At 64.8% G+C, this 14,290-nt stretch carries 15 protein-coding genes and 1 tRNA gene; 11 read left to right on the top strand and 5 right to left on the bottom strand.

Translation table 11 applies throughout. From position 1 onward, the window contains the following. The first annotated feature begins 74 nt into the window (after nucleotides 1–74). The gene (locus D580_RS0101615) at nucleotides 75–2,204 is read left to right on the top strand and encodes an AsmA family protein (protein ID WP_018952694.1); all 2,130 of its coding nucleotides are present in this window, start codon (nucleotides 75–77) and stop codon (nucleotides 2,202–2,204) included. An 82-nt stretch (nucleotides 2,205–2,286) separates the two neighbouring features. Here the strand turns inward: D580_RS0101615 and D580_RS0101610 are convergent, their stop codons facing one another. Then, nucleotides 2,287–2,772 (bottom strand): hypothetical protein, encoded by a 486-nt coding sequence (locus D580_RS0101610; protein WP_018952693.1) that lies wholly within the window; start codon nucleotides 2,770–2,772, stop codon nucleotides 2,287–2,289. Nucleotides 2,773–2,915: 143 nt separating this feature from the next. On the opposite strand from D580_RS0101610, the gene D580_RS0101605 reads away from it, so the two are divergent. The 6 genes from D580_RS0101605 (at nucleotide 2,916) to D580_RS0101580 (ending at nucleotide 7,050) form a co-directional block, all read left to right on the top strand. Continuing rightward, a complete protein-coding gene (locus tag D580_RS0101605) occupies nucleotides 2,916–3,476 on the top strand; it encodes a hypothetical protein (protein WP_026289600.1) in 561 nt (186 codons plus the stop codon). A gap of 18 nt (nucleotides 3,477–3,494) precedes the next feature. After that, nucleotides 3,495–4,541, top strand: coding sequence for an A/G-specific adenine glycosylase (gene mutY, locus D580_RS0101600; RefSeq protein WP_018952691.1), 1,047 nt, complete (start codon nucleotides 3,495–3,497; stop codon nucleotides 4,539–4,541). Nucleotides 4,542–4,553: 12 nt separating this feature from the next. Next, nucleotides 4,554–4,826, top strand: a complete 273-nt coding sequence (locus D580_RS0101595; protein WP_012639479.1) for an oxidative damage protection protein — start codon at nucleotides 4,554–4,556, stop codon at nucleotides 4,824–4,826. 174 nt (nucleotides 4,827–5,000) lie between these two features. Continuing rightward, nucleotides 5,001–5,076, top strand: a tRNA-Phe gene (locus D580_RS0101590). Nucleotides 5,077–5,441: 365 nt separating this feature from the next. Further along, nucleotides 5,442–6,038, top strand: coding sequence for a DUF6088 family protein (locus D580_RS0101585; RefSeq protein WP_018952689.1), 597 nt, complete (start codon nucleotides 5,442–5,444; stop codon nucleotides 6,036–6,038). Further along, the gene (locus D580_RS0101580) at nucleotides 6,031–7,050 is read left to right on the top strand and encodes a nucleotidyl transferase AbiEii/AbiGii toxin family protein (RefSeq protein ID WP_018952688.1); all 1,020 of its coding nucleotides are present in this window, start codon (nucleotides 6,031–6,033) and stop codon (nucleotides 7,048–7,050) included. Before D580_RS0101585 ends, D580_RS0101580 begins: the two co-directional genes overlap by 8 nt. 11 nt (nucleotides 7,051–7,061) lie before the next feature. Here the strand turns inward: D580_RS0101580 and D580_RS0101575 are convergent, their stop codons facing one another. Continuing rightward, the gene (locus D580_RS0101575; RefSeq protein WP_018952687.1) at nucleotides 7,062–7,568 is read right to left on the bottom strand and encodes a hypothetical protein; all 507 of its coding nucleotides are present in this window, start codon (nucleotides 7,566–7,568) and stop codon (nucleotides 7,062–7,064) included. A 432-nt stretch (nucleotides 7,569–8,000) separates the two neighbouring features. Between D580_RS0101575 and D580_RS0101570 the strand changes: the two genes are divergently transcribed. From D580_RS0101570 to D580_RS15070, 3 genes are all read left to right on the top strand, one after another. After that, nucleotides 8,001–8,354 (top strand): DUF2793 domain-containing protein, encoded by a 354-nt coding sequence (locus D580_RS0101570; RefSeq protein ID WP_018952686.1) that lies wholly within the window; start codon nucleotides 8,001–8,003, stop codon nucleotides 8,352–8,354. A 66-nt stretch (nucleotides 8,355–8,420) separates the two neighbouring features. Next, the gene (locus D580_RS0101565; protein WP_018952685.1) at nucleotides 8,421–8,720 is read left to right on the top strand and encodes a DUF6127 family protein; all 300 of its coding nucleotides are present in this window, start codon (nucleotides 8,421–8,423) and stop codon (nucleotides 8,718–8,720) included. Further along, nucleotides 8,717–8,950 (top strand): hypothetical protein, encoded by a 234-nt coding sequence (locus D580_RS15070; protein WP_018952684.1) that lies wholly within the window; start codon nucleotides 8,717–8,719, stop codon nucleotides 8,948–8,950. Before D580_RS0101565 ends, D580_RS15070 begins: the two co-directional genes overlap by 4 nt. 289 nt (nucleotides 8,951–9,239) lie before the next feature. On the opposite strand, the gene D580_RS0101555 is transcribed toward D580_RS15070, so the two are convergent. From D580_RS0101555 to D580_RS15060, 3 genes are read right to left on the bottom strand one after another with little or no spacing between them, the layout of a single operon-like run. Beyond that, nucleotides 9,240–9,944 carry a hypothetical protein gene (locus D580_RS0101555; protein ID WP_018952683.1) on the bottom strand — a complete coding sequence of 235 codons (705 nt, stop codon included), beginning with the start codon at nucleotides 9,942–9,944 and terminating at the stop codon, nucleotides 9,240–9,242. 14 nt (nucleotides 9,945–9,958) lie between these two features. Then, entirely contained in the window at nucleotides 9,959–10,333 is a 375-nt protein-coding gene (locus tag D580_RS15065; RefSeq protein ID WP_231363476.1) for a M48 family metallopeptidase, read from the bottom strand. Next, nucleotides 10,330–12,336, bottom strand: coding sequence for a type I restriction enzyme subunit R domain-containing protein (locus D580_RS15060; protein WP_018952681.1), 2,007 nt, complete (start codon nucleotides 12,334–12,336; stop codon nucleotides 10,330–10,332). Before D580_RS15060 ends, D580_RS15065 begins: the two co-directional genes overlap by 4 nt. 417 nt (nucleotides 12,337–12,753) lie before the next feature. On the opposite strand from D580_RS15060, the gene D580_RS0101540 reads away from it, so the two are divergent. Then, nucleotides 12,754–14,250, top strand: a complete 1,497-nt coding sequence (locus tag D580_RS0101540) for a sigma-54 interaction domain-containing protein (protein WP_018952680.1) — start codon at nucleotides 12,754–12,756, stop codon at nucleotides 14,248–14,250. The last annotated feature ends 40 nt before the right edge of the window (nucleotides 14,251–14,290 follow it).

Here is a 14,290-nt window from a genome sequence, read left to right as displayed (position 1 = left end):
TGCAAGCCGTCTCTGCGCGCGTTACACTGAGTGGCAAAATCGTTCATCCATTGGTTTGCTGGAGTCATCCGACCATGAAATGGTTAAAGCGCGTCCTGATTGCCCTGGTCCTGCTGGTGGTGCTTGCCGGTGTGCTGGCCGTCTACCTGATCGCCACCTTCGATCCCAACGCCTACAAGGACCGCATCAGTGCGGTGGTCAAGGAGCAGACCGGCCGGGACCTGGTCATCGAGGGCGAGATCGGCCTGTCCCTGTTCCCCTGGCTGGGCCTGTCTCTGGGTGAGACCTGGCTGTCCAACGCGGAGGGCTTCGCCGACGAACCCTTCGCGCGCATCGGCGAGGTGGAACTGTCCGTCGCCCTGATGCCCCTGCTGCGCCGTGAATTGCAGGTGCAACGCATCCGCCTGGTGGGTCTGAGCCTGAATCTCGAGCGCGACGCCCAGGGCCGCAGCAACTGGGACGACCTGGTGGCCGAGGCGGAAGAAGATGAACGCGAGGACCGTGAGCGTCACGAGCGCGAAGCCCCCGGCCTCAAGGACCTGGACATCGGCGGTGTGGAGATCCTGGACGCCCGGGTCTCCTGGCGGGATGCCCAGGCGGGCACCGCCCTGCGCGTGGACCCCCTGAATTTTGAGCTGGGCCGCATCCGCCTGGGCGTCGAGACCCCTCTCTCGTTGTCCCTGACCCTGATCCAGGAGGATCCCGCCCTGCGCGCCTCGGTGGATCTCAATGCCCTGGTGAACCTGGACCTGGACGCCCAGCGCTATGCCCTGCGCCGACTGGTGGCCAGGCTCCAGGCCGAGGGAGAGGCCCTGCCCCGGGCCATGGAGGCGAAGCTCGAGGCGGACGCGGCCGTAAACCTGGCCGAGGACGTGGCGAGCCTGGAACGCCTGACCCTGGAGAGCCTGGGGGTGCAGCTGGTCGGCCTGGTGCGGGTGAACAACCTCACCGGCGAGAAGCCCGTGGCGACCGGCGAGCTGCGTTCCAACACCTTCAGCGTGCGCGAACTGCTCACCAAGCTCGGCGAGGCCGCCCCCGAGACCGCCGATCCCGAGGTGCTCAAGAAGGTCGCCGTGGATCTGGCCTTCGAGGCCAACGCCGAGGCAGCCAGCCTGTCCCAGTTGCTGATTCAGCTGGATGACACGCGCCTGCGCGGCAATGCCCGGGTGAGCAACTACGAGCGCCCGGCCATCCGTGCCGAGCTGGACGTGGACCGCATCAACCTGGACCGCTACCTGCCCCCGCCGGCCAAGGAGGCCGCGCCCCGCCCGGATGCTCCGGCCCGGGAGGGCTGGCCCGATGACCCCATCGACCTGCCCGTCGAGATGCTGCGCAGCCTGAACCTCAATGCGCAGCTGACCATCGGAGAGATGATCATCAACCGCCTGAACCTGGCGCGCATCTCCCTGACGCTCACCGCCCGGGACGGCCTGGTGGAGGTCAAGCCGCTCACCGCCAACCTCTACAACGGTTCCGTGGAGGCGCTCATGAGCCTGGACGTGCGTGGCGACACGCCCCGCTACAGCTTCGAGCCCAGGCTCCAGGGGGTGCAGATCGGACCGCTGCTGGATGACATGACCGAGGGCAAGGGCAAGCTGGCCGGCACCACCCAGCTCAACGCGCGCATCACCACCCGGGGCAACAGCGTCAAGCAGATGGTCTCCGCCCTGAACGGGGACGGGCGTTTCGAGTTTGCCAATGGCGCGGTCAAGGGCATCAACATCGCCCAGATCATCCGCGACGCCGAGGCCCGCTTTCGGGGCCGCACCGTGGAGCGCAGCGACGAACCCAACCAGACCGACTTCTCCGAACTGCGCGGCAGCTTCACCATCGCCAACGGCGTGGTCACAAACAACGATCTGGCGGCATCCTCGCCGCTGCTGAGGGTGCGCGGCCAGGGCACCGCGGACCTGCCCCGGGAACAGCTGGATTACCGGGTGGACACCACCCTGGTGGCGACCCTGGAAGGCCAGGGCGGGCGCAGCCTGGATGAGCTGCGCGGTGTGAACCTGCCGATTCGCATCCGCGGTTCCTTCAGCGATCCGTCCTTCAGCCTGGATCTCAGGCCGATCCTGGAAGGCCGGGTGCGGGAAGAGGCGGGGCGCCGCATCGAGGAGCAGGTGACGCCGCGCATCGAGGAGCGACGCGAAGAGATCGAACAGCAGCTGCGCGACCGCCTGCCCCGGCTGCCTGGCCTGCGATAACAGACCACCCGGGCGCTGTGCGATCACATCGCCGTGAAGGAACCATCCATGTGGCCGGTGCACCCGCACCGGCCACATGCGTTCAGCCGAGCAGGGTCTCGACCTGGGCCCAGTACTTGTCGCCCCGGGTCTTGCCGACCATGCCGGTGACCATGTTGCGGCAGGTCTCGCACAGGGCGCGCAGTTCCGCGCGGCTCTTGCAGGACTCGAGCTTCATGGCCATGTCGGTGGCCATGGGACCGAGGCTGTCGAGCAGCAGGTGACTGAGTTCGAGCCGCAGCTCGCTGACGTCCTCATCGCGGCCCACCGGGTCGTTGGCCCCGTCGCCGAATTCCGACACGTCGTGTACCGCGGTGCCCCGGCTGAGGGTGATCAGGCCCATGTGTTCCAGGGCGATGATGTGACCCACGGCGTTCTCCTGCTCGAAACGATCGACCAGGCTGGCGACGTCGGTTTGGCCATCGACCATGATGAGCAGCTGGCGAAGCTTGGGAGGGAGTTTGAGGGCCCGGGTGTCGATTTCCTCGAGGCCCTTGGGGGTCTTGCTGTAGATGCCGGTCTTGTCCATGACGGCTTACCTCGTTGCTGATGATGATGCTGCGATTTCACGGTACTCCCGGTGTTTCCCCCGGAGCAATCCAGACCGGCCCCGTTCGCCGATCGTACGAGACCCTTCGTCGGTCGCGCCGGTGGCCGGTGCTTTGTTTTGTGATGGCGCTCACGCTGTGCGCGTCGGCCATCGCGGCTGCGACACCTGCTGCTACCGGCCAGCCGGTGCAGGTGCGTTTCGACGGTGCGCGCATGGATATCCACCTGGACGTGCTGCTGGTCGCCCCGGAGCAGGGGGTCATCGCGGCCATCCACGACTACGAGCGGCTGGGCCTGATCTTCCCCCTGGTGGTCGACAGCGGCATCGAGCAGGACTTCGGCGATGGTGTGCAGCGGGTGCGCGCCCACATGGAGGGCTGTGTGCTGTTCTTCTGCCGCCGCCTGGAGCACGTCCTGGACGTGCGACGGGCGCCCGGTGGTGGCGCCTGGAGCAGTGCCCAGAGCGTGCCTGCCTTGAGCGACGTGCGCGCCGGGCATTTCTCCTGGCGCACCGAGGCGGTCTCGCAACGCCAGACGCGCCTGGTGTTCTCCGGCCGGGTGGAACCCGACGTGTGGATCCCGCCCCTGATCGGTCCGCCCATGGTGCGCCGCTCCGTGGAGCGGCAATTCCGTGAATCCATGCCGCGCCTGGAGCGGGTCGCCTGGGCTCACCGGGGCCGCTGAGATAACTGCCAACGCCTCATGTCCGCATCCGATTTCAGCCAACGCCTGCTCGCCTGGTTCGAACGCCATGGCCGCCATGACCTGCCCTGGCAACAGGACATCAACCCCTACCGGGTCTGGGTCTCGGAGATCATGCTCCAGCAGACCCAGGTGGGCACCGTGATCCCCTATTACGAACGCTTCATGGCGCGCTTCCCGGACGTGGCGAGCCTCGCCAATGCGCCCCTGGACCAGGTGCTGCATCACTGGTCCGGGCTCGGCTACTACGCCCGGGCCCGCAACCTGCACAAGGCCGCCCAGGTGGTCCGCGATCAGCACGCCGGAAGATTCCCCGAGGACATCGAGGCACTGAAATCCCTGCCGGGCATCGGCCGCTCCACTGCCGGGGCCATCCTTGCGCTGGCCTGCGGGCAGCGCCAGCCCATCCTCGACGGCAACGTCAAGCGGGTACTGGCCCGGCACCGGGCCGTGGAGGGCTGGAGCGGCGAGACGGCGGTGCTGCGGGATCTGTGGCGCTTGGCCGAGGCCCACACCCCCGCTGAACGGGTGGCCGAGTACACCCAGGCCATCATGGACCTGGGTGCCACGGTCTGTACCCGCAGCCGCCCCGCCTGCGGCCACTGTCCCGTCGCTGAAGACTGCCGTGCGCGTCTCGAGGGCCGCACCGGCGAGCTGCCCGCGCCGCGCCCGAAGCGCGTCCAGCCCCTGCGCGAGACCTGCATGCTCATGGTCACCACGCCCCAAGGGGTGCTGCTGGAACAGCGCCCGGCGCGGGGGCTCTGGGGTGGTCTCTGGGGCTTCCCCGAGGTGGATGACGAGGCATCGGCCCTGGCCTGGTGCCGCGCGTCCCTGGGCCTGGATCCGCAACGGCTGGAGGCCTGGAATCCCTTCATTCACACCTTCACCCACTTCCGTCTGCGCATCACCCCGCTGCGGGTCTCGTTGCAAGACCCTGCCGGCTGTGTGATGGAAGCGCCCGGGCGGGTCTGGTATAACACCCGGACCTCATCAGGCCTCGGGCTCGCAGCCCCGGTGGCCCAACTGCTTGAAAAACTGGATCTCTAGAAGGAAAGACACATGGCTCGCATGGTGAACTGCGTACTGCTGGGTAAAGAGGCCGAAGGCCTGGACTTCCCCCCCTACCCCGGGGAACTGGGCAAGAAGATCTACGAAGGCGTCTCCAAGGAGGCCTGGCAGAAGTGGGTCAAGCACCAGACCATGCTGATCAACGAATACCGCCTCACCCCCGTGGACCCCAAGGCCCGCAAGTTCCTGGAAGAGGAAATGGACAAGTTCTTCTTCAGCGGCGGCTCCACCAAGCCCGAGGGTTATGTAGCCCCCAGCAAATAAACAGTAGCAAGTCTCAAGTGGCTAGTGGCAAGGAAAGACCGGTTTTCCCTTGCCACTTGCCACTAGCCACTAGCCACTGTCTTGACGCCGGGCCCCGCGCCCGCTTTAATACAGCCCCTTCGACCCCGCCCCAGGCCATCTCAAGGCCCGATACGGGTGGTGTCAGTCAGATCAGGCCAGGTAGCTCAGTTGGTAGAGCAGGGGATTGAAAATCCCCGTGTCGGCGGTTCGATTCCGTCCCTGGCCACCAATACATAAAGGTCAACAGTTCGCTGTTGGCCTTTTTTCTTGCCCGATCGCGCCGGCTCCCGCGTGTTCGCGAGGATTCCTGCGGAAGCCTGCGGACTTCGGCGTCCGGCCCCTGGCCCCGTCCAGGGCCACCTTCCTCTCTCTCCCGGCCATTTTTCTCTCCGGCCTCGCTCCCCCGGACACGCCCGAAGTCCGCAAAGGCCGCGAGCGCGGCCATTACAAATCAATGCGTTGCGCGCGGACGAATCAAGCGGTTGGATTGCAGCATCGCCCGACCAAAGGAAACCACACCGTTCACGCTGGTGCCGACGCAGTTTGAAGAATGTCAGAAACATCTATATACTTCTGACAATCGGAGACCACCCCATGAGTCACCTCAGCGAAGCCATTCTGTCCGCCGCCCAGGCCCTCCCGGAGGGAGGCCTGGTCTCGCCCAAGGAATTTCTGCATTTGGCTTCCAGGGCGGCGGTCGATCAGGCGCTGGCCCGACTGGCCCGCGAGGGGAAGTTGCTGCGCGTGGGACGGGGGGCCTACGCCCTGCCGGTAGCCAGCCGCTTCGGTTCGCGCCCGCCCTCGACCGAGGCCGTCGTCGAAGCCATCGCGTCCACCCACGGTGAAGTCGTCGTGCCCAACGGCGCGGCGGAAGCCAATGCGCTGGGGCTGACCACGCAAGTGCCGACCCGGGAGATCTTTCTGACCTCGGGACCCACGCGCAAGCTGCGCCTGGGCAACCGCATCGTCGAGTTCAAGCACGGCAGCCGCTGGCAGCTCGCGCTCGGCAAGCGCGCGGCCGGCAAAGCCATTCGCGCCCTGTCCTGGCTAGGGCCCGAGCAAGCGCCCTCCGCCCTGCACATCCTTCGTGCCAAGTTGCCTGCCGAAGAATGGGCCGCCTTACAGGCCGCGCGGGCGGTCCTGCCAGGCTGGATGGCGCGCGCCGTCAGCGAGATGAATGCGCATGGCTGAGTCCTGGTTTGGGCTCAGCCAGGCCGATCGGGTCGAGGCCCTGGAATACGCGGCGGCGCAGAGCGGCCGCCCGGCACATCTGCTGGAAAAAGACATCTGGGTGGTGTGGACGCTCGCGGCGATCTACGTTTCCCCCATCGCCGACACGCTGACCTTCAAGGGCGGTACCTCGCTTTCCAAGGTTTACAAGGTCATCGACCGGTTCTCGGAAGACATCGATCTGACCTACGACATCCGCGCCCTGGTGCCGGATCTGCTGCGCGAAGGCAATCCGATTCCAGCGTCTGCCAGCCAGGAGAAGAAGATCACCCGCGCGGTGCGCGCACGGCTTCCCGACTGGATCGAGCAGACGGTACGCCCCGTCATCGATGACGCCTTGGCCGCGAACGGCTTGCAGGCGGACTTGCGTCTCGCCGGCCAGGACCGCGACAAGCTGATCATCGCCTATCCCGCCGTCAAGACCGGCACGGGCTATGTCTCCGCGACGGTCCAACTGGAGTTCGGGGCGCGGGCCACGGGCGAGCCGCATGAGTTCCATCCGGTGGCTTGCGACATCGCGCCGTGGATCGAGGGCGTGACCTTTCCGACGGCACGCCCTTTGGTGATGGCCGCCGAGCGCACGTTCTGGGAGAAGGCCACGGCCGCACACGTCTACTGTCGTCAGGAACGCCTGCGCGGCGAGCGCTACTCACGTCATTGGTACGACTTGGCCGCGCTGGCGCAAACCGAGTACTTCGACAAGGCCGCCGCCGATCGAGAACTGGCGCATCAGGTGGCCAAGCACAAGTCGATGTTCTTTGCCGAGAAGGATGCCAACGGCGGCAAGATCGACTACGTCGAGGCTGTGAGCGGCTCGCTCAGGCTGGTACCCGAAGGCGCATCACGCACGGCGTTGGCACAGGATTTTGCGGCGATGCGCGAGGACGGCCTTCTGGTGTCGGATCAGCCGGAGTTCGATGCGATTCTGGAAACCTGCGCCGCCATCCAGGACAAGGTCAATCGGCTGGCTTGAAGTCGGCCGTTTCAAAGCCCAGCTCGCTCCCGCTGCTCCTCCCACAACAACGGCGTCCCCGACGCCAGATCGAACAGCGTCACCTCCGGCGGCAGGGTCTCGTCGAGGATGGCGGCGACGATGTCCGGCGCCAGGGTGGTGAGGTTCACCATCCGGCTCACATAGGCCCGATCCATCCCCTCGCGCTCGGCCACCTCGGATAGCGTGCGGGCCTCGCCGGACTCCACCATCGCCAGCCAACGGTGGCCGCGGGCGAGCGCAAGCTGGATCGGTGTCGGCGTGTCGTCCCACGGGCGTGGTTGCATGGCGCTGCCGTCCGGCAGGGCCACGGCCTTGCGGCTGCCACGGCGCTTGATCCGGATCGGCACGGTGACGGTGAGGCTGCCGTCGCTCGCGGTGATCACCTCGGCCTGGCCGGTCTTGTCGATCAGGATTTCGCTGCGGGCTCCATCCCTGGAGCCCGTCCCTGCGGGACCAGCCTTGCGGCTGTCCAAATTCGTTCCCGACGAATTTGTCATGTCACGGCCTCCTCAAGGGTTTCCGGGGTGGGTTCACGGCGCACATCCTGTGCGCCGCCCTGCGGGCAGCCTTCGGCTGTGCGAGACAGCGGTTTGGGACACCCACAATACCAGACTATGGGTGTTCCAATGCGGATCTGCTGTGCGAGACAGCGGTTTGGGACACCCACAATACCAGACTATGGGTGTTCCAATGCGGATCTGCGGTCAGTCGTGAAACCTGCGCCGCACCTACAGCGGGCTGACCGGCACGAGCCAGACCTACCCCCTGGCAAATGACGAGACCGACTCCGGGCTCGGTCGCCCCAACGCGCTGCTGCGCATCGAGCTCGAGGCGAACCGCTCGGGCGTGACGAGCCTGCAGAAACACTCGGTGAGCTTCGAGCGCGCCGGCTATGGACTTCACTACGGCAAGTACTACGGAGGCATCTGATGCCCGCAAGCCTTGATCCTAACCTCGGCCTCAACTACGGCTGGAGCACCGGTGAATCCGGCTGGGCCGCCGGCATGGACGCCAACCTCAAGCGCCTCGGCGCGGTGGTGGGGCTGTCCGTGAAGGACCGCGACCTCACCACGCCACCGGCCAGTCCCGCCAACGGCGACCGCTACATCGTGCCCGCCGGCGCCACCGGCGCCTGGTCCGGCAGGACCGACCAGATCGCCGTGCGCATCGCGGGCGCCTGGGAGTATCACGTCCCGAAAGTCGGCTGGGCCTGCTTCATCGAGGACGAGGACGTGCTCGCCGTCTACAAGCCCACCGGCTGGAGCGCCGGCCTGCCCGTCTGAACCATCCCTCACCCCACCGTCCCGAACCCGCCCACGAGGCGGGTTCGTCGTTTCTGGAGACCGCCGATGACCGAAGACCCCAAACCCGCCCTCGTCGAGAACATGGTCCTGCTGCGCCGCGAGGACTTCGAAGAGTTGCTCGACTGCGCCGCCGAACGCGGGGCCGAACGCTGCCTCGCCCACCTGGGCCTGGAGAACGGCAGTGCCGCGCGTAACATCCGCGAGCTACGCGACCTGCTCGACGCCTGGCGCGACGCCCGCCGCACCGCCTGGCAGACCTTCGTCAAGGTGCTGACCACGGGCCTGCTGGCCGCACTCCTGGTCGGCGCCGCGATCAAGTTCAAGCTCATGGGAGGCGCGCAATGATCGAGACCCTGCTCGGAGGACTGCTCGGAGGCGCATTCCGCCTCGCACCCGAGGTCCTCAAGTGGCTCGACCGCAAGGGCGAGCGCGGCCACGAACTCGCCATGCAGGACAAGGCGCTGGAATTCGAGAAACTGCGCGGCGCCTCCCGCATGGCAGAAATCACCGCCGCAGCCGATGCGGCCTGGAACAGCGGCGCAGTCGAGGCATTGCGCGAGGCCGTGGCCGCCTAGGGACAGCGATCGGGCGCACGCTGGGTGTCCAGCGACACCCAGATCTACGCACTAAGGAACGTCTGAGCAATTCGCTTTGACCAGCCATGAGGCCAAAGGACGGTTTGGGACATCCATGATCTACGCTACCTGCCTAACCTGGCCGGGTTATAGATGTCCAAAACCACCGCCCATCCCGAGTTATGGGTGTCCCAAACTACAGCCGTCCAGTCGATCATGGTCCGCGACCAAGTCTCTGACGACCCTGTCTACCTTGGTTTCTTCCACGCCCCCTCCCACGCGTGCCTGCCTATCGGTTCCACACGACCCTACAGGCGAGATACTCACCGATCACCATGCGGACATCGATCCCGGTCTGCCAGTCGACCGAATATCTATAACGACCTGGCTGTACGATCAGCCACGCTCCGACCTGGGCCGGAGGGACGGATTTTCCCAAGGCACGCAGGAAAGCGCGGCTTCCCAGCTCTGGCCATAAACACTGGGCTTCTCCCCCTATGCATTCGAACTCCTGCCTCTCCGCCTCCAGCATCGCAGGAACTGCACGAACCGAGTAAGCGTCGGGTTCGTCGTGCCAGGACTCGCTCAATTCGTAGGCGGCGTGTCCCTTTGCCAACTTGATGACGACGTTGCGTACTCGCGCTTCATCGGGCTTCCACCAGGGACGGCCGGTGTCGTCATCCCAGCGACACGCCTCCAATTGAGCAGTGAGCCGAGGATTTCTCGACAGCGATCGCCTAACCTTTTCCCTCGCAAGCCCCTCGATATGGGTCGTTCCGGTCATGACGCACTCCAGCAAGCACGCCAGATATTCTTCGTCCAACGAGAAGCCGCCGTTGCACTCCCTACAGGCTTCGACGACCGGTAGGTTTTCGGGAAGCGGATCGTCCAGGAATACTCGCGATGGCACATGATCGACGGTTTCCGGAGGGCCGCCACAATAGACGCAGCTTCCTTTTAGGCGCTCATCTACGAAGAGGTGTTTCGGGTCCATACGCCCGTCCTCTTTCAGTTGGTGTTACCGCGCCGCGCCACTTCCCAGCGACGCCACCCCGGCACATGCGCGCTCATCAGCGCCTTGAACATTCTGCCGTGCGTCGAGAAACGGAGGTGCAGCAGTTCATGGACGATGACGTAATCCTGGAACCGCTCTTCTTGCTCGACGAGGTCGGATGCAAGGGTGACGGTACCCGCAGAGGAACATGATCCCCACTTCCTGCGCATCTCCTGCACCCGGATCACCTTCGGGTTGACACGCAGAGTCACCGCCCAAGCCATGGCGCGGCGCTTGAGTTCCTGAGCCGGATAGAGCGAGCCATTTCCGGATCCGGTACGCCTTGTCGCTCGGGAGTCGCGATACGCTGCACCACCGGCCTTCATCATTCACCCTCCGTCAGCAGCAGCTTGACCACCAAGTCGACTACGCGGGCGCGCTCATCTTTGGAGAGCGCGAGGAGCGGCTTGTAGAGGGCGGCACGGAAGCGACGTTGTTCGTCGGGATTGACCGCCGCGTTCGGGAAGCGGCCGAGCAGAGCCTCGGCCTCCCTTGCGATTTCCATGGCCTCGATGCCGGCCCCTCGCAACGCCGCATCGCCGCGAAACGTCCAATAAATCGCAAAGGCTCGTGCCGTTAGGCCGCTATCACGGGCCGTCTTGAGCGCCGCCTCCTTCTCGGCCGCTAGCTGAGCCAGCAGGTCCATGGCGGCGAGACCGGTGGTCTTCCGTTCCTCGAGGTCCTTTAGGATGCGCTCCGCACGGTCCTTCAACGGCTGCAGCACCGGCGCGGTCGCGGCATCCTCGTCGACCTCCTGCTGCAAGCCGCGCACGAGGTTGAACACCTTGCCTTCATCGGATCCCTTCTCGCCACGCAGCGACTCAAGCGTCTTAACGTCGAAGGTCACGCTCTTGGTGAGCCGCCCCAGCCCCTCCTGCGTGGCGCTCCCTTCGATCAGGCGTCGGGTCTTGTAGGCGAGGTCGGCCACGAAGCCGACCTTGTCGGCATAGGCGTTGCGAACCGCTGCATAGAGCTGGCTCAAGTGCTTGTAGGTCGCGATGTGGTCGCGCAGCTCGGGCGACGGAGACAGGATCTCCCAAAGCGCCTCGATCTCCTTGTAGGCCTCGAAAAAGGCCTTTCGGGCCTCGGGCGCGAGGAAGCGGCCATACACGAGCCGCTCCAGACGCTCGTCGGCGCTACCGCCCTCGCCCGCGTCGAGGTAGTCCGTCTCGGCCTGGGCGATCTTCTGTTGGAAGTCCTGGAGTAGGACGTCGAGGTCCTCGATCACCCCACTCACGTCGCTGGAGTCGAACTGCAGGGCCTTCTTGAGCTCCCGCAGCACGCCGACAAAGTCCACCACGAGACCGACCCGCTTCTGCACCCCGTTGGCATCGACGTAGGGACGATTGACGCGGGCGATCGACTGCAGCAGCACGTGGTCGCGCATCGGCTTGTCGAGGTACAGGCAGTAGAGCAGCGGCGCGTCGTAGCCGGTGAGCAGCTTGTCAGTGACGATGAGGATCTTGGGGTCCTCGGCGGGCTTCTTGAACAGCAGCCGGACGTCCTCTTCCCGCTCGGGGGAGAGTTGGAGCTCCGCCACCAGGGGCCGATCGATGGCGTCGGCCGCGTTCTCGGTATAGACCGGCACCGACCACTCGGACGGCAACAGTTTGTCCAACGCCCTCTTGTATTTCGCGCAGGCCTCGCGGTTGACGGCGACGAGGAAGGCCTTGTAGCCCAGCGGCAGGACGCTTTCCTTGAAGTGCTCCGCGACGAAGGCGGCCACCTTCTCGATGCGGTCGTCCGCCGTCAGGAAGGTACGCAGTCCCACCGCGCGGTCCAGCACCTTGTTGAGCTCCTCTACGTCGGTGACACCCTCGCTGTCAGCCAGCGCGAAGAACTCCTTGTCGAGTCGATCCGCTGGCACCGTCATCGTGGAGGGTGCCATCACGTGCTTGATGGGCAGGGTGGTCTCGTCGGCGATGGACTCGGCGATCGAGTACTTGTCGAGATAGCCCGGCTCGTCCTGGGCGCCGAAAATCTTGAACGTACCCTCACCCTGGGAGGTCCGGGCAATCGGCGTGCCGGTGAAGCCGATGATGGTGGCCTTCGGCACGGCCGCCATCAGGTAGGTGCCCAGGTCCTTGGCCACCGAGCGATGCGCCTCGTCGATGAAGACGTAGACGTTGTCACGCAGACAGCTGTCCTTCCGGATCGCCTCGAACTTGTGGATCATCGAGATGATCAGGCCCCGGAAGTCGGCGTCCAGCAACGCCTGGAGTTCGGCCTTGTTGTTGGCCCGCCGGACTGCGATGTCCTGCTGCTGCATCTCGCCGAGCAAGCGCTCGACCCAGCCCTTGAGCTGACCCTCCAGCTCGGTCCGGTCCACCACCAGGATAGACGGACGGTTTGGCGGACGGTTTGGGACGGACGGTTTGGGACATCCATAATCTGGGGACGGTTTGGGACATCCATGATCTACGCTACCTGCCTAACCTGGCCGGGTTGTAGATGTCCAAAACCACCGCCCATCCTGGGTTATGGGTGTCCCAAACTACATCCAAACTACACCCCTCCCAAACTACACCCCTTGGCGAAAAGCCATGCGGGGGGGCGCGAGCGCAGCGCTTCGCCACCGTCAGGGTGCAAACCGAGGTTTGCAGAGTTTGCGGTTTGCCCCCTGCTTACGGGGGACTACTGGCCATGTCAGCGCGAAACCCAGACCCGTTGACCATCAGGCTGGTACTTTCGATCTACGCGAACGGCGGGTACAATTTTTCTTGTGATACCATAGAAGAACTTGCGATCAATGACCACCTTGCTGACATGGCTGGGCAATACTGATCTCCGCGCGTCCGAAGGCTCTGCATCGGATCAACCGGGGCCCATCCTGAACGCGCTCCAGGCAAGGTCGTTTTCATCTGTACATCTTCTTTCCGACCACGACAAGGAAAGGACCGCGCGGTTCATCACCTGGCTTCAGGAACATTTCACGGGCCAGATAGCGCCCCATCATGTCACGCTGACGAACCCCACCAGCTTCGAGGATATCTATCGCGAGGCGGTCCGCGTCGTGGGCAAGGTTAGCGCTCAAGCGCCAGACGAAGAGCTCACCTTTCACCTCAGTCCAGGCACTCCCGCAATGGCTGCGATTTGGGTCTTGCTCGCCAAGACCCGCTACCCTGCGCGGTTGATCGAGTCCTCACGCGAGCACGGCGTCAAGGACGTTCACATTCCATTCGAACTGTCTGCCGAGTTCATTCCTCGGGCGAGCAGGCAGGCTGACGAAGCGCTGGCCCGACTGGCGCAGGGACTGCCCCCGGAGGCGCCCGAATTCTCGTCCATCGTCCACCGATGTGCACCGATGAAAAGATGCGTAGCGTTGGCACACCGCCTTGCCCTGCGCGACGTACCCGTCCTTATTCAAGGGGAGTCTGGAACCGGCAAGGAGTTGTTTGCACGAGCCATTCATCAGGCAAGCGCGCGTAGAGATGCCCCTTTCGTTGCCGTCAACTGCGGTGCGATCCCCCAAGAACTTGTTGATGCCGAGCTGTTCGGCCATGAGAAGGGTGCCTTCACGGGCGCAGCGGCATCACGAGCCGGCTACTTCGAAGCCGCCCATGGCGGCAGCCTGTTTCTGGACGAGGTCGGAGAGTTACCCCTTGCGTCGCAGGTGCGACTGCTGCGGGTGCTCCAGGAGCGCGAGATCACCCGTGTTGGCACGACCAAATCCCGCCCGGTTGATGTGCGGGTGATCGCTGCAACCAATCGCGCCCTGCCTGACGAGATCCGGCAAGGACGTTTCCGCGAAGACCTTTTCCACAGGCTGGCGGTGGGCGTGCTGTTGTTGCCGCCCTTGCGGGAGCGCGAAGGGGACTTGTCTCTCCTGATCGACGCGCTGTTGGCCGCCATCAACGCCGAGGCGGCAACCCAACCAGGCTTTCAGCACAAGAAACTATCTGCCGGCGCAAGAAACCTTCTGCTGCAGCATTCCTGGCCGGGCAACGTGCGCGAACTGCACAACACGCTGACTCGGGCGACCATCTGGGCTCCCGGAGGCGAGATCACCGCACAAGATGTGGCTGAGGCTCTCGCCGTGACCGTCGCACCCAAGACTGAAACGATCCTGGGACGCCCCCTGGAGACGGGCATTTCCCTACCCGATATCTTGGCCGATGTCGCGCGCCACTACCTTGAACGCGCCTTGGCACAAACCCACGGGAACAAGTCGAAAGCCGCAAGACTCTTGGGTCTGGGCAGCTACCAGACCCTGACGAACTGGCTCCAAAAGTACGGGCTCGCGTGATTGGCACAAAAAATGCCTAAACCGATAGCTTCACAAGAAA

The sequence above is a fragment of the Thioalkalivibrio sulfidiphilus genome (assembly GCF_000377945.1).
In the GTDB taxonomy this organism is placed as follows: domain Bacteria; phylum Pseudomonadota; class Gammaproteobacteria; order Ectothiorhodospirales; family Ectothiorhodospiraceae; genus Thioalkalivibrio_A; species Thioalkalivibrio_A sulfidiphilus_A.
This window is presented reverse-complemented; position numbering and strand designations above follow the sequence as displayed.

Coding starts and splice junctions, on each gene's coding strand:
- D580_RS0101615 (WP_018952694.1), top strand. CDS start 75: ATGAAATGGTTAAAGCGCGTCCTGATTGCCCTGGTCCTGCTGGTGGTG.
- D580_RS0101610 (WP_018952693.1), bottom strand. CDS start 2,772: ATGGACAAGACCGGCATCTACAGCAAGACCCCCAAGGGCCTCGAGGAA.
- D580_RS0101605 (WP_026289600.1), top strand. CDS start 2,916: ATGGCGCTCACGCTGTGCGCGTCGGCCATCGCGGCTGCGACACCTGCT.
- mutY (WP_018952691.1), top strand. CDS start 3,495: ATGTCCGCATCCGATTTCAGCCAACGCCTGCTCGCCTGGTTCGAACGC.
- D580_RS0101595 (WP_012639479.1), top strand. CDS start 4,554: ATGGCTCGCATGGTGAACTGCGTACTGCTGGGTAAAGAGGCCGAAGGC.
- D580_RS0101585 (WP_018952689.1), top strand. CDS start 5,442: ATGAGTCACCTCAGCGAAGCCATTCTGTCCGCCGCCCAGGCCCTCCCG.
- D580_RS0101580 (WP_018952688.1), top strand. CDS start 6,031: ATGGCTGAGTCCTGGTTTGGGCTCAGCCAGGCCGATCGGGTCGAGGCC.
- D580_RS0101575 (WP_018952687.1), bottom strand. CDS start 7,568: ATGACAAATTCGTCGGGAACGAATTTGGACAGCCGCAAGGCTGGTCCC.
- D580_RS0101570 (WP_018952686.1), top strand. CDS start 8,001: ATGCCCGCAAGCCTTGATCCTAACCTCGGCCTCAACTACGGCTGGAGC.
- D580_RS0101565 (WP_018952685.1), top strand. CDS start 8,421: ATGACCGAAGACCCCAAACCCGCCCTCGTCGAGAACATGGTCCTGCTG.
- D580_RS15070 (WP_018952684.1), top strand. CDS start 8,717: ATGATCGAGACCCTGCTCGGAGGACTGCTCGGAGGCGCATTCCGCCTC.
- D580_RS0101555 (WP_018952683.1), bottom strand. CDS start 9,944: ATGGACCCGAAACACCTCTTCGTAGATGAGCGCCTAAAAGGAAGCTGC.
- D580_RS15065 (WP_231363476.1), bottom strand. CDS start 10,333: ATGATGAAGGCCGGTGGTGCAGCGTATCGCGACTCCCGAGCGACAAGG.
- D580_RS0101540 (WP_018952680.1), top strand. CDS start 12,754: ATGACCACCTTGCTGACATGGCTGGGCAATACTGATCTCCGCGCGTCC.